Origin of the sequence: Microbacterium sp. NPDC088619 (assembly GCF_044752825.1) — a bacterium.
Taxonomy (GTDB): domain Bacteria; phylum Actinomycetota; class Actinomycetes; order Actinomycetales; family Microbacteriaceae; genus Microbacterium.
Map to the genome: position 1 here is coordinate 577,694 of NZ_JBIVLZ010000001.1, position 19,303 is coordinate 596,996.

Below are 19,303 nucleotides of genomic sequence, written 5' to 3' on the forward strand. Positions count from 1 at the left end.
CGAGAGGGCCGCTACCGAGGGCAGACGCAACCTCTGAACACGCGGATGCGCGAACTGCCACACGCGTCGTCAAAAGGGCGAATCACCAGTCGATCGTCCTCGTCGCACCGACGAGACAACGCCCCTCGGCCAGCTGGGGCATGACGACCGTGACCGGTTCGCCCGTCGACGGACCCACCTGACCGACGAGGCACTCCGTGTCGCCCCAGCGTACGGCGAACATCAGGCTCTCGACCGGGTTGCCGACCGTCGTGACGTCCTGGGTCACCTGCATGGCGGCGCGGTCGAATCCTGCGGCCGTCAAGGCGTCGATGTATGCGCGACCCGACACCCTCTGATCGGACGCCCACACCTCACCGGTCACGGCTGCGAACAGCGGCAGATTGTCGTCCGCGGTGCCGTCCGCGACATACACGGGATCGGAGGGGGGCGTCGACGGGCTGGGGCTCGCACCGGCATCCGTCGGTTCCGGCGTGACTGAAGGCGATGAGGTCGGACCGCATGAGGTCAGCAGCAGCGCCATCATCACGGCGACGCCTGTCGCGATCGCCGCGCGCGGTGCGGAGGAGTCCGGTCGTCGAGGCACGAATCGAGTCTAAGGGTGTCCTCCCCCGCACACGCACGGCGATCGCACTCATGCGCGACATGGGCGCCGACGCCGAGCGGCCACGACGCCTCAGAGAGGGCTCGTGCCTGCGGGAGACGAGTCCACGAGGTCGCCCCCATCTCCCGACAGCCCGCTGTCCGCCGCCGCCCATGACGTGTCGAGGTCCGAGATGGAGCCTTCCGCTTGCGACGGGTGCCGTGTCTCGTCCTGCGGATCCGATGTCATCGAACTCCTGGGAGAGGCATCGGCCGCCGATCGCGCACTTCGGCGATACGCCGTCGTCCCCCACCGGAGGTCGTGGCCGATCGCGTCGGCATCTATGTCGACGCTCGTGCCCTGCTTGCCGTTGTTCTCCCATGCACGGATCTTCATCCTCCCCGTCACGATCACACTGTCGCCGGAGCGCAGCGAGACCTTCGCGTGCTCCCCCAGCTGACGGAAAGCCGCGACCGAGTACCAGTTCGTCATCGCATCGACCCACGTCTGCGTCGCATCATCGAATCGCCGATGAGTGCTGGCGAGTCGGAAGTTGGTCACGGGAACTCCACTGGTCGTTCGCCCTTGGGTGGGATCGGTGGCGACGTTGCCCACGATGGTCACTGTGTCATGCATGTTCTCTCCTCTGTTCCCGGAGCGTGCGTCCGGACAACCTCAGAATGGGGCGTGTCACGACCTCGGCGATGCCGAGAACACGGGCACCCTGAACAACCCGACTCGGGGTCCGAATGTGCAGAGCGACTGCGTCTCGGGCACTGCGCAGTCCCAGGCCGCGAATGTCGGTGGTCGGTCATACGTTCGAATCAGGAAAGGAGATTCGATGTCTGCAACCCTGATCACTTCCGTACCCGAGGTTCCCTACGCCACACCGAGGCTGACGGCCAAGAAGGAGCACCTCGTGCGCGCCTCCGCTCGCCTCTGGCGGGTTCAGGACGCGAAGGAGCGGGTCCTCGGACACCTGCGCCTCATGCCCGATCCTCTCGGGGTGCGTTACCGGGCTGAACGCCTCCATCTCGCCACGGCATCGTTCCGACTCGTCGGCGACTTCTGGAGCGCAGATGATGCGGTGGCCGCGTTGCGCAACGGATGACCGCACTGCTCGGGTGATGGTGCCCCCGGCAGGATTCGAACCTGCGACCAAGAGATTAGAAGGCTCCTGCTCTATCCCCTGAGCTACGGAGGCGCACAGATCTACCGTACCGCGCCCGACTCGGATGTCGGAGCCGTCGATAGGATAGCGAAATGGTATCTGCCTCAGAGAACGACCGCCTCGTATGGATCGATTGTGAGATGACCGGTCTCGATCTGGCCGTCGACGAGCTCGTCGAGATCGCCGTCGTCGTCACCGATTTCGAACTCCGACCGGTCGACCCCGGCTTCCAGGTCGTCATCCGTCCGAGCGATGCAGCACTCGAGAACATGAACGACTTCGTGACGAAGATGCACGAGACGTCAGGGCTGATCACGGAGATCCCCCATGGTGTCTCGCTGGCAGAGGCCGAAGCGCAGACCCTCGCATACATCAAGAGATTCGCCCCTGTCGAACGCAAGGCTCCGCTTGCGGGCAACACCATCGGCACCGACCGGATGTTCCTGGCCAAGTACATGACTCAGGTCGACCAGTGGCTGCATTACCGCAATGTCGACGTCTCGAGCATCAAAGAGCTTTCGCGGCGGTGGTACCCCCGGGTGTTCTTCCAGGCGCCGGCGAAAGACGGCGGGCACCGCGCCCTCGCCGACATCCTCGAGTCCATTCGCGAGCTCCGCTATTACCGCGAGGCGGTCTTCGTCGATGAGCCCGGCCCGTCGAGCGACGATGCTCGCGACATCGCGGCGCGCACCGTGTCAGAGTTCACCCCGAACATGTAATAGACTCGTCTGGTTGCCGATCGCGATCGGCACATGGTGGGTATAGCTCAGCTGGTAGAGCGCTGGCTTGTGGTGCCGGATGTCGCGGGTTCGAGTCCCGTTACTCACCCCAGTAGGGAGTAGGGCGGGCGGGGGATAGAACCCCCGCCGCCTACATCCCCGCCTACATCGCTTCGGATCACGCCTCAATCGAGGGAGTGATCATGGCCTCTACGGTCTCAATCTCTGAGTTCGATCAGGCAGTAGCCGCATTCAAGGCAGCATGGGAGCGCGCTGACTCCGCAGGCCTTTCGGGGCATCGCGTCGAGAACGGCATCCAAGAGCTGATCAATCTTGGCTGGCGACCAAGGCCGTCCGCAGGCATCCTTCTGGATGTCGGTGAAGACGAATGAACGATGCAGCGTCGCGCGCCCTAGCGGATGAAATCCGCGAATGGGGGGCGTGCATACCGAACGGCAAGTCCGCAGATCCGGCCTCTGCTCCCGTCAAGGTTGCAGTGTCCGACCCCCAGTGTAGGAACACGCCGACCACCCTTGATCCTCAGCCGTACGTGTTCGTGTCCGATCAGGTTTTCGGGGTTCGCTCAGCAGTGGACAAAGGGTTTCACGCAATCAGTGGCGCGTACTACGCCTTCCAGCCTCGACGCGAGTTCGAGCAGGATCGTTCGCGATACGAGCAGGCTGATGCAAACGGTTCGCACCAGAACTGCCCCGGAGCTTCCGGCTCCATGGCAGACCCGATCCGCTGCATCTGCGGAGATCCAGTGTCCGACCCCCGGCGTAGGAATGGGGAGTGACCATGACTGAGCCATCCCCGCAGGCCGACGACGCTGAGGCTGTGATCGATCGCATCTGGCAGGCGCTCGACAGTTCCGACAATCCGAACATCTGCGTCATGCGCGCGTGTCGGGTATTGACGGAGCATTTCGCCCAGCGTCGAGTCGGTGAGCAAGTAGCTCGCAATGCGGAGCGCCTCGAAGCCAGCCACTCAGGAGCCACAGAAAAGTCACGCCGCGACCTCGCCCAACGAGAGCAATTCCTCCACGAAAGGGCGTTGGGCAAGCATGGCTAGCATCTCGGATCGAAAGCTGAAATCGGGCGAGATCCGGTGGCGCGTGCAGGTGCGCCACAAGGGGCGCATGAAGCAGACAACGTTCCTGGAACACAAGGGCGCCGAGGATTACAAGAGGCTCGTTGAACGCGTCGGATGGGAAGCGGCCGAGCAGGTCCGACTCTCGCGCCTAGATCGCATCGCTGGCACGCCGACACTGCGCGAGTACACACACCGCTACCTCTCCCCCGACAGCGGACTGCTGACTGGCGTGGAGAAGGGGACGCGCGAGGGCTACGAGGCTGAGGCTGAGCGGTCATGGCTGCAGATGCTCGGCGACATACCGATCGATCTCATCACTAAACCTGACGTCGGCTCATGGTTGGCGTGGCAGGAGAAGCAACCTGTCTGGCGTGACCGACACAAGCCCAAAGCCGAGCAGAAGCACCTGTCATCCAAGACGATCAAGAACTACCACGCGCTACTGTCCGCCGTGCTCAAGTCTGCGGTCGACGAAGGATTCCGCAAGGACAACCCCGCATTCAAGATGCGGATCACGCGCGGCACGAAGCGCGAGAACGTGTTCCTCACGCCTACCGAGTTCTCGACACTGCTTCACTTCATCCCCGAACGGTACCGACGCATGATCCTGTTCCTAGCCGGCACGGGGCTCAGGTGGGGTGAGATGAGCGCTCTGACGTGGGGTGACGTGAATCTGTACGGATCTCCCCCAACGGTGCGCGTGACGCGCGCGTGGAAGAAATCGAAGGGTGGGCCACTACTCAGCTATCCGAAGTCGTCCAAGTCGCGGCGCTCCGTATCGCTGTTCCCGGATCTCGTCGCAATCATGGGTGAACCTGGCGCATCGGACGAATGGGTGTTCACCGCGCCCCAGGGTGGCCACATGTGGCACGGTGCGTTCTACTCACGCATCTGGCGCACTGCTGTGATCAAGGCGTCCGACCCGGAAGCTTGCCGTGCGGTGGGTCTCGAGCCGCTGCGGCGCGAACCTACCGTTCACGACCTCAGGCACACGCACGCCTCCTGGCTGATCGCTCAGGGCATTCCTCTCCCCTACATTCAGGCGCGCATGGGTCACGAGTCTGTGACGACGACGGTGGGCGTGTACGGGCACCTCGTGGCGGATGCTCACGACCAGATGGCTAGTGCGATCGCTCTCACTCTGTCGGGCGTACAGTCACCGCTTTCGCTAACTCAACACGCCGATTCGTAAAGCTGACTTGACATGTCAGTAATTACGGACACATAATGGTCACATGAGCAACCACAACGACTCGGGCCGGCGGGTAGTGATGATCGCCAGAAGATACTTCGGGGTCAACGGTGACCCCGCCAACGGCAAGAAGCGCAACAACCGCTGAACCGAGACGATGAAGTCTCCCGTAAACGCAGAAGAAGCCCCCGCCATCAGGCGGGGGCTTCCCTGGTTTCATGAAGCGATCCTTCGCTCACGTTCGCGGGCTCGCTTGTATGCCCGCTCTCGAACTACCCTCGCGGTGAATGGGTCAGCAGCGATCCCGTCAACCGATTCGGCAGCCCTCGCGAGCAGCACGTAGTACCGGATCTCACTGATGCCGAGTTCGTGTCGGATGCGTGCGTGCTTGTCGGGTGTGGCGTGTGGGTGGCGTCGTTCGAAGTCGAGTAGTTGTGCGGGTGTCATGGGGTTCATGTTCCTCGCGGGGTCGGACATTCAGGGCTTCCGGGCGTAGGTACACCGTGGTAAGGTGTAGGTACACCGACCGAACGTCGGAAGGTGCTGGGAAGATGAGGACATGGGAAGACTGCATTGGCCAAGCGATGACATCGAACCCGAGAACGTCTCGCACATTCGGCCTCGACGCGGCGGAAAGAACACTACGGTCAAAAAATTGCGAGCAGAGGGAAGCGGCATGATGGGAAAGTACGTGGAGTCGGGTGAGGTAGACGGATACCTCTGGGAGCTTTCCATCCACGACGGAGTTTTCGCCGTCCGCAGCGTCCCCAGATTTGAGGTTGGCGATACGGCTCGGCTTACGGGAGATGCTTGGGGTGAGATCGAAGCGAAGTCACCGATCGCCTTCGAGCGCATCCCCCAGGTCGGAGAAGAACACGTCATCTTGGGGTTCTCGCCTATCGGTGCTTACTTCGACGCATACGGTGAGCGTTGGGCCGTCAACTGGACATACACCGCAGAGAAGGTGGGCATGGTCGATCTGATCGGACGGTCGAGCCTCGGTGCGCCCGAAGCCCAAGCGCTTCGCAAGACCGTAAGTGACGAGAAGGCCGCGGCCCTGGTCGCAGAAGCGCATCGCCGTTCCGGACGCGGTGATGGTGCATGATGGGTAGCGTGCCGAACCAGCCCAAGACGACCCTCCGAAACGTGCGTGTCGATGACCAGCTCTGGGGTGACGCGAAGATCGTTGCCGCACAGAACGACACGAACGTTTCCGAGGTCGTGCGTCAGGCACTCTGGAAGTTCATCTTGGAGAACGATCACGGCCCGGAGCACACGGCCACATACCGGGCGGGCTGAGATGTCAACGGTCAAGGAACTCATCGAACAGCTCTCAAAGCTCGACCCGGATCTTCACGTCTACTACGACGACGCGAGCTACGGCATGAGCGAGATCGAATCGTCCGAGGTGAAAGAGATCTACGCCCACGAACTCGACGCGCATGAAATGTCGCGAAACAGGTACACGACGAACCCTGCACCTGTGGTCGCGGAGTTCGCGCCTCTCCCCTGACACGCTCCTGAGCATCCACTTGGGCGCGATCATTGATCGAGACTGCGGGTGATCGTGTGGAGGTGCTGCAGGAAGCGGTGGGTACGTGGATCGGGTTCTACGAGGACGACTATGTGCGGACTCTCTGCGATGCGTTGCGTGCGATCCCTGGAATTGATGCGTGGATCGTGGAGGGTGCACGTCGTCGGGCGATACCAGATCACCGCACACCATCCGCACGTGAGGGTGTGAGTTGGCCGCGGCGTGAATGAGGGCGACGCATGTATCGCTAGGCTGTGCGGCGTGGGCAACTCAATCGATGACATCCTCGAGCAGATGCGAGAGAGCCCCGAAAACGTGCGGTTCACAGACCTACACAAGGTATGTGTGGAATACTTTGGTGATCCCCGCAGATCCGGCGGCAGCCACGTGATCTTCAAAACGCCCTGGTTGGGCGACCCTCGGATCAACATCCAGAAACAAAACGGGCAAGCCAAGCGTTACCAGGTCTTGCAAGTCCTCGCCGCAGTTGACAAGCTGAACCTAGGGGGCACGGAGAAATGAACTACAAGGCAAACGACTACGACATCCTCGTCGGTCGCGACCGCACCACTGGTGAGTACGTCGCGATCGTTCGCGAGTTCCCATCGCTGAGCTGGGTCTCGGAGTACAACCGATCCCTCGCCGCTCAGGGCATGCGAAACCTACTTCTTGAGGTACTCGCCGATATGAAGGAAGACGGCGAGACGCCGCCTACTCCTCTCGGCTTTGCCTCGAAGACCGAATCCACTACTTCATTGCGGGAACTCGCCAGCATCTGAAGTTGAACCGCGAATAGCCCCCACCCCGTCGAGTAGACAGGGTGGGGGCTTCGTTCAGTGATCGCGGGGTTCACAGACCCTTGCGTGCAGCAGCGGCGTTGATGTCGTTCTCGCGCTCCTGAGGGGTGAGGGTGGCGAGGGATGCCAGCACGTCATCACGAGACGTCACCTCGTAGGCGGGTGTCTTCGCGAGTCCGAGAAGCCACCCGAACTTCGGAGACACGTAGAGCTCGAACAGACGCACAGCCAGGTAGTACAGGCCAGCGAACGCAGCACCGATGACGAGGGTAAGCGAGGTCTCAAACTCCGGGTCGAGTTTGATACCCGACGTGGTGAACCATCCGAGGACAGCACCGACAATGATCGGGGTGAAGGTTCGCACGAGCGAATCAAACAGGGTCTTCATGGGATCTCCTTAGAGGTTTCGGATGCGGCGCTCTTGCGGGAGCTGCACGCGTCGCTGGTATATGAGGACGACCCAGGCGAGGCCGACCAAAAGTGTGTAGAGGCCGAACGCAACCCATTCACGTCCGGGGAAGTCGCCGATGAACCGCACGAGAGCGATGAACGCGACGACCAGGATCAGAGCCGCTTTCTGTGCGACGAGGATGCGCATCACAGGCGCGATCTCCCGCCACTTCAGCCGACGCCGTGCATGCTTCGTGCCGTGCTTCGCGGTGGTCAGTTGATAGAAGACGAACAAGCTCAGTGGGATCACCCACGAGAACAAGACGAACAGGATCACATCGTCGATGAGCATCACGCCCCCTTAATTCCGGCCATGACGCGCTCACCGATGTGATTCACGTACCCGTGCTGTTGAATCCGTCCGACCAGCTGTGCGATCTCGTCAGTGCGAGCGTGAGCATCAGCCAACGACTTGTCAGCCGCTGCGTTCGCACGTGACGCCTCAGCCTTGTCGCCGGCGCCTACGAGTTTCCGTAGTTTCTTCCACATCATTTGGCTCACCCCCCGCAGTGGGTAGAGAATCCAGGACGCGCGCCGTGACCACGCCTGTCGATACCAGCGCGCTGATCTGCTGACGCATCACGTCCCCGGCCGCACGTTCCTTGAGGTACGCGTCGCGCCACTCGTCGACCGCCGACTTGGGTCGCAACCTGCCGAGCAGAATCATGACCACGACGATGGTCAGAAGCGCGGTCGCTCCGATGTCACGGATCGTTGCGTTGGCGAAGAGAGATACAACGTCCATGCGCACCTCCCAACGCTCGCCGCCGACTAGCCGTCACTTCTTGGTTCGCTGCTCGTTGGCGATCGCGTTCGTCGATGCCATGTAGCCGTCAGCCCGATACGACACAGCAGGCTTGACCGGCTGGCCGTCCGCAGTCTGCGCCGGGATCTTGTGCGACCAGACAGACTCAGCAGTCCCCCGGCACATCTGACGCCACACAGTCTTCGCAACCTCGAAGTCGGGCGCGCTCAGCTTGGGGATCTTGTCGTCAGTGCCACCCTTCCCGCCGAAGAAGACCTTCGAGATGATGCCTCGAGAGTTCGGCGCCTTCCACGTCTCGTACTGCTCGAATGTGCCATCGTTGCGAGCAATCCAGAGGGTGCTATCAACGTCGATGATCGGGTTCGCCATAGCGTCCTCCAAGAGTTGTTCGATGTCGGGGGTACTGGAACCGCCAGCAGATGCGGCACTGCCTCCGATGGGCTTGCCATAGTTCTGGTCACGGTTTCGGAGCCACTCGAAGTGGTGGTTCTCGTTCGGTACGTGGAGCCGGTTTCGAATGAACCCGTTCTCCGCGAGAATCTCGACGATGCGGGGGATGCGCCAGTCGTCCGAGTCGAGTGCGACCCCCGCGACATGGAACGACTCGGATGGGTGCACAGCCTTGCTGTGTCCGGGATATGGCCCCTTACCCGCGACGTACCTGCCCCAGTTGATGAACATGACCATCTGGTCTGCCCATGACCGGTACGTGGAGTTCACGTCGATGCCGCGGCCGAACTCGGTACGAACCTGCGCATCTGCGCGTCGGAATGCCGCCGCCGCATCGGGGATGAACTGCACGCCCGGACGGACTGTATCGATGACCAAGCCGCCCATCACTCCATCCCATCGCTTTCGTCATCCGGGGATTCCAGCCACGCGAGCAACGCATCCGCATCCGCAAACTCGCGAATCCGGGACTCATCGATCCCCGCTCCCAGCGTGGGGATCGTCGGCATGGTATCGCCACAGTCGACGCCGTGGATCATCGGCATGCCTGAACCGTTCGGCCATACAGTCATGAGTTCCCCTTGCCGCGCATCAGTTTCTCAACCGTGATCTCGCTGGCTCGGATCTTGTCCGCGGTGATGAACCCTGGAAGGATTCTCGGCGCCTCGATGTTGTTCGTCGCGATCATCTCCGACGTGATTGCGTTGGCGAGTATCTTCCTCGCTTCAATGAAGTCATCCGACATGGGGGTCTCCTTAACGACGAAACCCCCACCGGTCAGTGAGGGGAATGAGGCGGCCCCGCCCACATGGGCGGGGCCGTTAGGTCAGTCCGCGTCACCCTCAGGCGACGGGGCAACCTCAGAAGCAGCGGCCTGCAGTCGCGCGACCTCGGCAGACAACTTCTCGATCTCCACTTCGTGGGTGGCCATCGCGACGGCCTCATTCCACATGCGGATAGCAATCTTCTGTGTAACGGGATCGATCATGCTTCGATACTCATTTCCTTGTCGGGTTCGGTCGGCACCGAGGGGGCAACCGATGTTGATTCGATCGGGAACGCGAGAACATCCCGACCATCGACGATCTGCACACGCCGGGCTTTCACACCCCAACTGAACAGAGCGCCCGCTGTGCCGTGAACGATGAACTTTCCGTCCGTGATCGGCTCGTACCACAGCCCCGCATCCGGTGACCCCGCAGTGAGGATTGCCACACGGTGATCCTCTGCCGTGAGCGCTTCGAAGTACGAGGGCAGGGTGACCGTCTTGAAGCCCTGTGCGGGCATCTCAACCAGCCCATCCGACCAGTACTCGACCCCGTTGTAAGGGGACTCTGTGGACGCGTGAGTGAGAGTCATGCCCGGTTTGGTCGGGTGATCCATCGCGAAGCTCTTACTGCCGGTGACGGTCTGCGATCCGTAGATCCTCACGCCGTTACCAACGAACTCCGTGTACCCGTCAGTGGCGAGAGTGAGACGGTGACCCGTGGAGCGTTCCCAGAAGGTCGTTGTGTTCTCGTCACCCCTGATGCGGGGGTACGCTGCCGCACCCTCGAACCCGGATCGACCGAGCATCCACGACACCGTGGCGCTGCGCTCGTTGAGCTGCAGCGTCGTGTAGATCGGGCTCGCCGTGTTGTTGTTGCCTCCATACAGAAGCAGGCTCTGCCCGTTCGGGTCGCTCTGGATCGACGCGGGACGGATCGTGCCACCCTCTGCGGCCCCGTAGAACCAGATGAGTCCACGCGTGTCATTGCTGTTGATCTCCACGCGCGGCCCACTGATCCTGTTGCGGATCGTGCCCGTGATCGTGACGTCTCCGGTGCTGGAGACCATCTCGACTGTCTTTTGACCCGACGAGTTGTACGCGTTCAGTCCCGCCGACGTGATCTCGATGCCACGACTAGGGGTCGCCGTCGTCTGGAACTTCGCACCTGTGATGGTGTGCTTCGACGTGATCGCATTCGCCGTGAGCTTGTTCGCATCAACCGCGTCAACCGCCAGCTTTGCCGTGGTCACCGCCAACGCGTCGAGCTTCACCGTAGTGATGGCGCCGGCGTCGATCTTGTCGGCCTTGACCGCATTCGCAGCGAGCTTGTCCGTCTCAACAGAGTTCGTCGCCAGCTTCGGCGCGATGATCGCCCCATCGACGATCAGTTCGCCAGCGTTCATGCGACGGATGATGATGTCATCAAGTCGCACATCGCCCGCAGTGTGATCGCCACGAACGTCGAAGAACATCCTCGTTGACGCCCCAGCTGGGACCGTGAAGATGGTCTTCAGCTCCGTCCACGTGTTTGTGGTCGGAATGTCCGCAACGCCGTAAGGGATAGCGCCGATCAGGCCCAAGCCGGGGATTCGGACAGATAGCTTCGAGTCGGCGGAGGTGCCGTTGTACGTACCAGACCTACGCGCCCACAGAGTGGCGTAGTACTGCTCGCCACCCTGTACGTCGTAATATCCGGTTGCTGCGATCCGCGTCGTTGCCCCCGCTGCGATGCGCAACGAACGCAGCCCCGTGTGGAACGTGTCGCCCGCCGTCGTGAACCCGGTCGTGAGCACGAACGGGATCTTCGCGTCATCCTCGAAATCGGAACCGTTCACAAGGTTCGTGAAGTCGCCGATAGCGATCTTGCTGGCCGTGATCGTGTTCGACTGGATACGCGCGGCATCCAGGAACCCGAGCGTGATCTTCGCCGCGCTGATGTTGCCGAGCGTTGCGTCCGCGAGAACCCGAGGCAACCATGCTGACCCCGACCACTCCCACATGCCAATGACATTGTTGGAGCCGTCACGCTGGTACCACATGGCCCCAACAGGCTTACCCGAACCATCGCCAACCACGGGTGCATTCACGCTCCACGTGACCGTGCCGCCAATACTGGACACCACATCCTGAGACACGATCTCCGTGATCGCATCCATCGCCTCGTCAGTGATGTCAGTAGACACCACGGACTGGGTCGTCACCGAGATACGGGTGGATGCGGCGGACTCGTTGCCCGACTTGTCCACGGCCGTCACAAAGAACCAGCGCGCCTGATCGTATGGTTGCTGCGGTGCGACGAACGTGTCGTTGCCGCGCACCTCGCCAACCTTGGAACCAGTGCCCAGCGCCGTCGTCGACATCCACACGTTGAAGTGGGCGAAGTCGATCGGCTGAGCCGCGCCCGTTGCCGTCAGCCCGTTGTGCGTGATCAGCACCTGGCCGAGACGGGAAGTGCCGACGGGCGGTGCGGGAACGGGCGGTGCGGTCGTGTCGTTCGCGAGTACGAGGCTGAACACCGGGGAGAACGCACTGATCACGTTCTCGTCCGCGTACGCGCGCACCTTGAACGACCACGACTCGCCACCAAGCAGGCCCGTGTACGTCATCGACGGCGGTTCCACCTCAGTGCGCGCCAGACGCGTCCACGACTCCCCCGACGAATTCTTCTTCGCCCAGAGCTCGTACCACTTGATCTTGACCGTGCCGCCCATCACGTCAGTGGTGACCGTGCTGCACGTCGCCGTCACCGAGGCATACGAGGTGCCAACGGCGTCGAAGTATGCCGCGGAGGTGACCATGAGACCGGACGGGGCAATCGGGTCAGGGCGCTTCACACCCGGCTTGAAAGGGACGCCCGCCCCACTGCCACCGATGATTCCGCCCGTGGTGGTGGAGCCGACACGCTTGGCAAGCTTCGCCTGCAAGCCGACGAGCTTCGAACCGACAATCGCACGCGCCGACACCACGCCGTCACGCTTCGACACCTGAATGCCGACCACACGCTGCGACAGCTTCCCCACCTTGCGGCGAGCAATCACCAGGTCGCCCACAGTGAAGTCCGCCCAAGGAGCAGGCCCACCCACAGCCGGCGTCCAATCGAACGACAGCTCGAGCTTCTTCGCCCGGTTCTCCTTCATCACAGGCTGAGCCATCCGCACAGCAGTGGCCGAATCGCTCACGCCCGACATCGAGATCGACGTTTCCAGGGAACCGAAACGAGTGTCCGCCCCAGCGTTGTACGCGTGAGTGGCGTTCGCCTTGTCAGGGATCAGAACGATCGTTGAGAACGTCCCCTTGAAGTCCGTCTTCGCAGGCGCCGAATCGAACCCAGGCCCACCGAGTGCCACCTTGCTCGTCAGGTCAGCGCCCGTACCCAGGCGGGCGAGCATGAGAGTTGTCCCCTCGGCCCACCACTCGAAGTGCCCCTGCTCAATCCATGTCTGGAAAAGGGCAGAGTACGGCCTCCACAGGTCGACTTCCATCTTGATCTGGTCATCAGCCGTCCACGCCTGACCCAACGAATCGGCGGTGTCGGTGAATGCTGTCGTAAGCATCGGCGCCCAGCCGCGCACAACACCCGCAGTTGTCCCCTTAGCTTCGGCGACAAGCTGACGCACCAGACGACCCGGCGTCATGTCGTACGTACGGTTATTGCCGTCGCTGTCGGTGTTCCACCAGTGCAGTGCGTTCGACAGCAACCAGCCCACGTACGACTGAGCCGTGAACTTCATCACGTCCGTCTGATCAGCGGCATCCTCAGCATCAGCGAGCACCACGTACAGGTTGTTGCGCGGCGTCGACCACGACGAACCCGTGGTGTACTCGAGACCCACCACGAACGGAGCTTCCATGCGCTCCGCAATATGAGCCGACATGGAGAACGTCAGCGTCGAAGTGGCAGACTCCGCATCTGTGCTGTCAATCTCCAGCGTCGGGATGACACGGCCACGAACACCAGCAGGGGTGTACTCGCGAAGGCGAATATCGAACATGGAACCCCCAAGGCTCAGAGCAGATACGCGGCTTTCCCGCGAATATCGATCGACGCACCACTACGAGTCGCAGTGGACACGGCGACTTGACCGAACCGGACGGCAGGGTTGCCAGGCGTGATGATGGGAGTGATCTCGAACACGCCTCGAGGCCCGCCAAAATCGACCTGTCCCGACACATCCGTACCCCCCGACCATGCGGCCGAAGTTGTGATGAATGCTTTGCCCGTCGCGGAATCGAAGCGGACCCACTGGCCAGCCGTCACGTTCGGGAGAGTCACCCATGCGCCAGAAGAATCCGTCACACGAATCGCAGTCGCCGCGCCCTGTACTCGGATCACCGCATCCGCAACCGGCGCCGAGATGTTCCCGAATACCGACACGGGGACTGAAGCAGCACCCAGCGGCTCGCTTGTGGTCGTCGTCGTAACGTCACGCCAGAAGGCGCCAGGAAGTCGCAGAGACAAAGACACCGACGTGCGAGGGGTGGCGGTCTCCATATCCTCCGCCGGCGTGGCAACGGTCTCGTATGCGGCTTCCCGCGAACCCTCCGCGATCACACCCGAATCCCCCACCAGTGCCAACAACGCTTCCAAGAACCCAGTCGGCGTCTCCACCTCAACGCTCAGCATCGAAGCATCAACCGTCGCACCCAGACCAGCCACCACACCATCACGCCCGGACGCCCGCAAACTCGCACGATCCCGCGACAACTGCGACCGACGCCGCGTATCACTCATCACCCGCCAGTCATACGTGTTGTTATCCAAACTCACGCCGTTCACAGTGAACACACCGGCCCCCTAAAGATCGAAACCGATAACCTGCGCGGCTTCCCAGTCCGAGGACTTGCCGTCTCGGTACACCGGGTTGTGGACGTGGTAGTTCGGACGATCGAGCGAACCGCGAAGAGCACGCACCTCAGAGATGAGAGTCGTAGCCAACGCGGTGTCCCCCGCCGAACCAGATGGCCTCCCGCTCGCAGACATCCATGCGCCGGTTGAACCGCTTCGGAGGGCGGATCGGTACTGTTCAATCTCCCGATGCCCACCAGCAGCGTCTACCTCGGCAGCGGTAAGCACATGCTCACCGGGGGCGAGCATGCGCAGTTCCGAGTCGACGCCCTTGGTTCCGCGCCCGACGACAGGTCCACCCATCGCCTGACCCGGAGGCTTCAGCACGGTACCTACGCCGACTGTCGTCGTCTGGATGGTGATGTTCTTGAACGCGGGCAAACGGTTGAAGCTATTGATCAGATCGAGGATCTTGTTCTGAGCCTGCGCCGTCTCCACAAGCATCTGCGTCGAGTGAGCATCCGGTGTCGCAAAGATCTGATCCGCCAGCTTCACAACTTCATCCCTGTTGTAACCAGCACCGACAGCAGAATCGATAAAGGCTTGACGCTGAGAAGCCAATGTTCCGAGGTACTTCTGAGTTGCCTCATCAGCACTCATCGTCTTCAGATCGTTCTCATAGGTAGCGGCAGCAGCTTCCTGCGCCTTACCCGCGACATCAGCCAGGGACGCCGCATTGGCTGCACCCGAAGCCGTGGCCTGATCCAGAGAGAGAATGAAACCGTCAAGAGTCCCGTTCGCCTCTTCGAACTCGTCCCTCTGTCGCTGCACCTCCTCAGAGATGCCAGCCAGCGCGGTCAACCAGTTCGAGTTCGCAGTCACAGCATCCTGAGCGACACCATTCGCCTCGTTGATCTGATCGATCAGGTCGGACAGATCCGAAGTGAGATCGGCGACAACTTCGGCCTGCTCCATGTAGGCTTCCGCAGCCGTCTGCGCGGATTCTGCCGAGTCCTCCATCGCGAAAGCGAGGAGAGCCGTCATGTCGATCTGGCCATCCTTGGTGGTGACATCACGATCCTGAGCGTCCGCCAGCTTCACGAGCTCGTCGCGGTACGGCTTCATGGCGTTCAGGAGGTCGATCTGCTCGGACTGAGACAGCTCCATCTCTTCAGACAGCATGCGGAACGACCGGGCAGCAGCCGGGGCATCCGTCTGAGCGAGCTTCGCCATCTCCTCGCCCATCGTGGTGAGGACGGCCGAAAGCTGACTCGTCTCGCCACGCAGGCCTCGAAGGAAGTCGTTGTTCGCGATGATGTCCAGGTTTTCCTTGAACGCCTTCGCCGTCGACACTGCTTCGTCGAGACGCGACAGGAACGGCACGGCAGAGTCACCCGCGTCGAACAGCTCGGCCACCGACGTCGCGTTCTTCAGGACGTTCTGGAACACCTCAGTCGACGTGCGCAACTTCTCCTGCGCAACCGAGAGGCCCACGACTGCGGTTGTGGCCGCGATCATTGCGATGCCATACGGCCCCGTCAGGAACTGCCACATCGACGACAGTGCCGCCTTAGACGAGGCGCCAGAGATGTTCAGTGTCTCCAGGGCTACCTTGAGTTCCACGATCTTCGGAACCGCCAGCAGCGCCCCGCCGCCAAGCAGGGCCATAGCGCCCACCGAAGAAGTGAGTACAGCGACGACACCCTTCACAGGGTCGGGCAGATCCGTCATGAATCCCGCGAACGCAGCAACAGCATCCGAAGCCCCAGCCACAGCAGGAAGGAACACCTGACCGAAGTCAATGGCCGCATCACGTACCGCGTTGCCCGCGATCTGAATCTTCGCCTCAGTCGTCTCGTACCGCTTCGCGGCCTCCTCGGCCAGCGCAGAGTTCTCATCCCACGCCGCCGAACCAAGCTCAAGCGACTCACGCAGAAGATCGCCCGAGTTCGCCATACCCAACAGCGCCTGCGACACCCGGATGTCAGACTGACCCAGGTTCGACAGGGTCTGGAAGACGTCGCCACCAGACGCGTCGATCCGGCCCAAGCCCTCGACGAAAGTCGCGATAGCGTCAGCCGGCGCTTCCTTGAACGCCACCTGGAAGTCCGCCGACGACATGCCCGCAACCTTCGCGAACTCGTCGAGCTTCTCCCCACCAATAGACACCGACATCGCGATGTCCGTCATGATCCGCGAAATGGCAGACCCACCAGCCTCCGCCTCGATGCCCACGGACGCCAGAGCGTTCGCAAACCCGAGAACCTGAGGCTCCGTCAGCCCGACAATCCTTCCGGCGCCAGCGATACGCTGAGCCATCTGAATGATGTCACGCTCGGTCGAAGCGCCATCGTTACCCAGAGCTACGAGAGCAGACCCGAGGTTGTCAACATCATCCGGCGCCGTCTGCATCACGTTCATCAGCTGAGCGATCGACGTAGCAGCTTCGTCCGCAGAGAGGTTCGTTGTCTCCGACAGGTCGATCATCGTCTTCGTGAAGTCGACGACATCCCCACGAGCGACACCGAGCTGACCGGCAGCCTCGGCAACCGCTGCGATCTCCTGGTGCGTTGCGGGAAGCGTCTGAGCAAGCGACCGCAGACCGTCTTCGAGCTCGGCCATCTGCTGCTCGTTGCCGTCAACCGTCTTGGTGACGCCCGCCCATGCAGACTCCCAATCGAGGGCAGCCTTGACCGAAAGCGCAGTGACAGCGGTGATCGCAGAACCCGTGAGAACAAGTCCCTGCCCCAGCCGCTCGAAGGCCTGCTTCTTCTGCTCGAGCTTCTCCGCCTCGGTTCCCACCGTGCGAGTGGCGCGGGCCGCGTCGAGCATGGACTTCTCGTAGTCCGACACTTCAGCCGAAAGGCGAACCTTGACAACTCGCACTTGGCACCTCCGATGTCGCCGAAAACCCGTAAGATCCGGGCATGCGGAAGAAACTGATCGCGCTACTAGGCGCAGGGATATTGCTCACGGGGTGCAGCACGGCAACGCCGAGCCAGGAAACGCCCGCGCCCACGACCTCCGCCCCCGAAGAGGCGGCTAGCGCGTGGGACGGGATGACGTTCTGTGAGACATTCGAAGATCAGCGCGAGGCCTATCAAGGCGCACTAGACAACGCACCGCAGGCCACTTCGAGAACGACTTGCCCTCGGAGTCCTCGCGGATCATGTCATCCACTGATTCGCCATCGACCAGCGCCACGTTCGGGTAATCAGACACCAACGCGTCGATGTTGTAGCCGACGTTCAGGTCGCGCAAGACATCCGAGCGCGGCGGATGCTTCAGCGAGAGATCTCGCCAGTCCGCGCCCGAAACGGGCAGGAAGCGAACACCGATCTGCTGGCCCGCCAGCACAACTGGCACCAGCTCGGGTTCCGCGTTATCCACCATCTCCTGCGCCTTCACGAGCAACGCGTCAAGATCCAGAGTCACTTCTCACCTCTCACCTTCCTCACCAAAGGAAGCCGCGGGCGGGGTTGGTGAGGGAACCCCGCCCGCGGTGGAATCAAGCGACCAGCGTCGCCTTCCGCTGCGTGACAGACGTGATGTAGGCGGTCTGCGAAACCGTGTCCACGCCGTTCTCCACGGGCGCGTCCGGGCGCTGAGCGCCGGCAGTGAACGTGATCACGTCGACCTTGTCGCCAACAGTCCAGTCGGTCGCGTTGTCCGTACCGCGGCGAACCACAAAGAACCCCGACGTGCCTTCAGTGAGAATCGTGGCCGCAGCGTTTGCGTCCGCCGAATCCACGTACTTCAGCTCGAGGGTTTCCTTCTTCTTTCCGGGACGAGATAGATCCTGAATCAGCGTCAGGCGGGGGTCGGCAACCTCGGCCTGCGTGGTCGTCCAGTTGAAACCATCTGCGGTGAACGAGTACGTCAGGTTCTTTGAGCTCGCGCCCTTGACGATCGCCGCCGACAGCGGGTTACCGGCCGGAACGTAGGCGATCTTCCATTTGCCATCGCTCTGGGAGCTGGCGGGGATAGCGTCGATCGGGGGCATAATGTCTCCTTCATGTTGGAACCCTGCGGAGTACCCCGAGGGCGAAGCTCACCCAGCGTGAGCCGTTTTTGGGCACAAAAAAGGGGCACCCGGATGGATGCCCCTTCGTCTGTGTCTGCTATTTAAGTTCGGATGAATCGATGGACTTCCTGTGGCCCGTACCACCTAGCCCGCTTCAACGAGTTACAACTCACGCAAGCTGGACGCAGGTTCGAAAGCGTGGTTATGCCACCGAGCGACACCGGCTTGACGTGATCTAGATTCTCGAACGGGCCGCGACACATCCAGCACTTCCCGCCGAAGTAAGCGACACGTGCTGCTAGTTGCGCTTCGGTGAACGGAATGCGCCCAGCGGCACGTAGGCGTCTGTTGCGCAGGAGATCCTGCACCCGAGCCCGGTCGGGATTCGCTCTCCGCCATTCGACGGTGCGGCGCCGAGCGCCCGCAGCATATTCAGGATCACCACGCCGAGCAGCAGAGGCGGCGTTCCGGCTCTCCTTGAACTTCTCGTGGCTACTGGCGTTTCGGGATCGTCCGACATCTCGGTTATCCAGCCACCACTGAGCTTTGTGCGTACGTATCTGGTCCCGGTTCCGCCAGTAGTACTCGCGCTGGCGCGCCTGGGCTTCTTCGCGACGGATCAAGTAGCTGTCGTGTCGACACGATTTGCAAACGGGTTCGCGCCCGGTGGCCTGATTCCGGCTGGAAACGTTGAAGCTCTCCAGCGGCTTCACCGTCGAGCATCTTGTGCAAGCCTTCTCAGTTACCGGTGGCAGCGAAACTCGGAGCTGAGCCTCAGCGGCAATCTTCGCCCCGGTCGTGCGGCGGTAGTAGTCCTGGTTGTAGTGCGCCTTGCAGAGACGCTTTGCATAGGCCGCTGCTTCGCAACCTGACTCCACACAGTGGGTAGACTTGTCCACAGCTGAATCCCCTAACGATTCGGTTAGGCCCCGGCGAGTGTTAGCGCACTCGGTTTGGGGCCGTCTTTAGT

26 protein-coding genes and 2 tRNA genes are annotated in these 19,303 nt (G+C 61.8%); 11 read left to right on the plus strand and 17 right to left on the minus strand.

Annotated features, from left to right (window positions below):
* Positions 1-82: 82 nt before the first annotated feature.
* On the minus strand, positions 83-586 hold the full coding sequence (locus ACIP5T_RS02950) for a DUF6993 domain-containing protein (protein ID WP_400860450.1): 504 nt from the start codon (positions 584-586) through the stop codon (positions 83-85).
* A 90-nt stretch (positions 587-676) separates the two neighbouring features.
* Entirely contained in the window at positions 677-1,219 is a 543-nt protein-coding gene (locus ACIP5T_RS02955; RefSeq protein ID WP_400860452.1) for a single-stranded DNA-binding protein, read from the minus strand.
* Between the two features lie 205 nt (positions 1,220-1,424).
* Here ACIP5T_RS02955 and ACIP5T_RS02960 point away from each other — a divergent pair, with 205 nt between their 5' ends.
* Positions 1,425-1,694, plus strand: a complete 270-nt coding sequence (locus ACIP5T_RS02960) for a hypothetical protein (RefSeq protein WP_400860454.1) — start codon at positions 1,425-1,427, stop codon at positions 1,692-1,694.
* Between the two features lie 17 nt (positions 1,695-1,711).
* On the opposite strand, the gene ACIP5T_RS02965 is transcribed toward ACIP5T_RS02960, so the two are convergent.
* A tRNA-Arg gene (locus ACIP5T_RS02965) sits at positions 1,712-1,787 on the minus strand.
* A gap of 59 nt (positions 1,788-1,846) precedes the next feature.
* Between ACIP5T_RS02965 and orn the strand changes: the two genes are divergently transcribed.
* The 5 genes from orn to ACIP5T_RS02990 all read left to right on the plus strand — a co-directional run bounded on the left by orn (position 1,847) and on the right by ACIP5T_RS02990 (position 4,757).
* The gene (orn, locus tag ACIP5T_RS02970; RefSeq protein WP_400860456.1) at positions 1,847-2,473 is read left to right on the plus strand and encodes an oligoribonuclease; all 627 of its coding nucleotides are present in this window, start codon (positions 1,847-1,849) and stop codon (positions 2,471-2,473) included.
* Positions 2,474-2,509: 36 nt separating this feature from the next.
* Positions 2,510-2,585 (plus strand) — tRNA-His (locus tag ACIP5T_RS02975).
* A 91-nt stretch (positions 2,586-2,676) separates the two neighbouring features.
* Positions 2,677-2,865 carry a hypothetical protein gene (locus ACIP5T_RS02980; RefSeq protein ID WP_400860458.1) on the plus strand — a complete coding sequence of 63 codons (189 nt, stop codon included), beginning with the start codon at positions 2,677-2,679 and terminating at the stop codon, positions 2,863-2,865.
* Between the two features lie 406 nt (positions 2,866-3,271).
* Positions 3,272-3,544, plus strand: coding sequence for a hypothetical protein (locus tag ACIP5T_RS02985; RefSeq protein ID WP_400860460.1), 273 nt, complete (start codon positions 3,272-3,274; stop codon positions 3,542-3,544).
* A complete protein-coding gene (locus tag ACIP5T_RS02990; RefSeq protein ID WP_400860462.1) occupies positions 3,537-4,757 on the plus strand; it encodes a tyrosine-type recombinase/integrase in 1,221 nt (406 codons plus the stop codon). Before ACIP5T_RS02985 ends, ACIP5T_RS02990 begins: the two co-directional genes overlap by 8 nt.
* A gap of 216 nt (positions 4,758-4,973) precedes the next feature.
* On the opposite strand, the gene ACIP5T_RS02995 is transcribed toward ACIP5T_RS02990, so the two are convergent.
* Positions 4,974-5,234, minus strand: coding sequence for a DUF3263 domain-containing protein (locus tag ACIP5T_RS02995; RefSeq protein WP_400860464.1), 261 nt, complete (start codon positions 5,232-5,234; stop codon positions 4,974-4,976).
* An 82-nt stretch (positions 5,235-5,316) separates the two neighbouring features.
* Between ACIP5T_RS02995 and ACIP5T_RS03000 the strand changes: the two genes are divergently transcribed.
* The 5 genes from ACIP5T_RS03000 to ACIP5T_RS03020 all read left to right on the plus strand — a co-directional run bounded on the left by ACIP5T_RS03000 (position 5,317) and on the right by ACIP5T_RS03020 (position 7,070).
* On the plus strand, positions 5,317-5,862 hold the full coding sequence (locus tag ACIP5T_RS03000; protein ID WP_400860466.1) for a hypothetical protein: 546 nt from the start codon (positions 5,317-5,319) through the stop codon (positions 5,860-5,862).
* Positions 5,863-5,870: 8 nt separating this feature from the next.
* Entirely contained in the window at positions 5,871-6,056 is a 186-nt protein-coding gene (locus ACIP5T_RS03005) for a hypothetical protein (protein ID WP_400860468.1), read from the plus strand.
* A gap of 1 nt (position 6,057) precedes the next feature.
* Positions 6,058-6,270, plus strand: a complete 213-nt coding sequence (locus ACIP5T_RS03010) for a hypothetical protein (protein WP_400860470.1) — start codon at positions 6,058-6,060, stop codon at positions 6,268-6,270.
* Between the two features lie 282 nt (positions 6,271-6,552).
* Positions 6,553-6,813, plus strand: coding sequence for a toxin HicA (locus tag ACIP5T_RS03015; RefSeq protein WP_400860472.1), 261 nt, complete (start codon positions 6,553-6,555; stop codon positions 6,811-6,813).
* Positions 6,810-7,070, plus strand: coding sequence for a hypothetical protein (locus ACIP5T_RS03020; RefSeq protein ID WP_400860474.1), 261 nt, complete (start codon positions 6,810-6,812; stop codon positions 7,068-7,070). Before ACIP5T_RS03015 ends, ACIP5T_RS03020 begins: the two co-directional genes overlap by 4 nt.
* A gap of 70 nt (positions 7,071-7,140) precedes the next feature.
* Here ACIP5T_RS03020 and ACIP5T_RS03025 read toward each other — a convergent pair whose 3' ends face one another.
* The 13 genes from ACIP5T_RS03025 to ACIP5T_RS03085 all read right to left on the minus strand — a co-directional run bounded on the left by ACIP5T_RS03025 (position 7,141) and on the right by ACIP5T_RS03085 (position 18,596).
* Positions 7,141-7,476 carry a hypothetical protein gene (locus ACIP5T_RS03025; protein WP_400860476.1) on the minus strand — a complete coding sequence of 112 codons (336 nt, stop codon included), beginning with the start codon at positions 7,474-7,476 and terminating at the stop codon, positions 7,141-7,143.
* Positions 7,477-7,485: 9 nt separating this feature from the next.
* Positions 7,486-7,830, minus strand: a complete 345-nt coding sequence (locus ACIP5T_RS03030) for a hypothetical protein (protein ID WP_400860478.1) — start codon at positions 7,828-7,830, stop codon at positions 7,486-7,488.
* A 150-nt stretch (positions 7,831-7,980) separates the two neighbouring features.
* On the minus strand, positions 7,981-8,283 hold the full coding sequence (locus ACIP5T_RS03035; protein WP_400860480.1) for a hypothetical protein: 303 nt from the start codon (positions 8,281-8,283) through the stop codon (positions 7,981-7,983).
* Positions 8,284-8,316: 33 nt separating this feature from the next.
* Positions 8,317-8,991 (minus strand): hypothetical protein, encoded by a 675-nt coding sequence (locus ACIP5T_RS03040; protein WP_400860482.1) that lies wholly within the window; start codon positions 8,989-8,991, stop codon positions 8,317-8,319.
* Between the two features lie 149 nt (positions 8,992-9,140).
* Positions 9,141-9,299, minus strand: a complete 159-nt coding sequence (locus tag ACIP5T_RS03045) for a hypothetical protein (protein ID WP_400860484.1) — start codon at positions 9,297-9,299, stop codon at positions 9,141-9,143.
* Between the two features lie 23 nt (positions 9,300-9,322).
* On the minus strand, positions 9,323-9,499 hold the full coding sequence (locus ACIP5T_RS03050; RefSeq protein WP_400860486.1) for a hypothetical protein: 177 nt from the start codon (positions 9,497-9,499) through the stop codon (positions 9,323-9,325).
* 81 nt (positions 9,500-9,580) lie between these two features.
* Entirely contained in the window at positions 9,581-9,742 is a 162-nt protein-coding gene (locus tag ACIP5T_RS03055) for a hypothetical protein (protein ID WP_400860488.1), read from the minus strand.
* Complete coding sequence (locus tag ACIP5T_RS03060) at positions 9,739-13,515, minus strand: hypothetical protein (RefSeq protein ID WP_400860490.1); 3,777 nt, start codon at positions 13,513-13,515, stop codon at positions 9,739-9,741. The genes ACIP5T_RS03055 and ACIP5T_RS03060 overlap by 4 nt, the downstream gene beginning before the upstream one ends.
* 14 nt (positions 13,516-13,529) lie before the next feature.
* The gene (locus ACIP5T_RS03065; RefSeq protein ID WP_400860492.1) at positions 13,530-14,309 is read right to left on the minus strand and encodes a hypothetical protein; all 780 of its coding nucleotides are present in this window, start codon (positions 14,307-14,309) and stop codon (positions 13,530-13,532) included.
* A gap of 9 nt (positions 14,310-14,318) precedes the next feature.
* Positions 14,319-17,141: a phage tail tape measure protein gene (locus tag ACIP5T_RS03070; protein WP_400860493.1), complete on the minus strand. Its 2,823-nt coding sequence runs from the start codon at positions 17,139-17,141 to the stop codon at positions 14,319-14,321.
* Between the two features lie 210 nt (positions 17,142-17,351).
* Positions 17,352-17,744, minus strand: coding sequence for a hypothetical protein (locus tag ACIP5T_RS03075; protein WP_400860495.1), 393 nt, complete (start codon positions 17,742-17,744; stop codon positions 17,352-17,354).
* Between the two features lie 73 nt (positions 17,745-17,817).
* Positions 17,818-18,312 (minus strand): hypothetical protein, encoded by a 495-nt coding sequence (locus ACIP5T_RS03080; RefSeq protein ID WP_400860497.1) that lies wholly within the window; start codon positions 18,310-18,312, stop codon positions 17,818-17,820.
* 122 nt (positions 18,313-18,434) lie between these two features.
* Positions 18,435-18,596, minus strand: a complete 162-nt coding sequence (locus ACIP5T_RS03085) for an HNH endonuclease (RefSeq protein ID WP_400864583.1) — start codon at positions 18,594-18,596, stop codon at positions 18,435-18,437.
* Positions 18,597-19,303 lie beyond the last annotated feature (707 nt).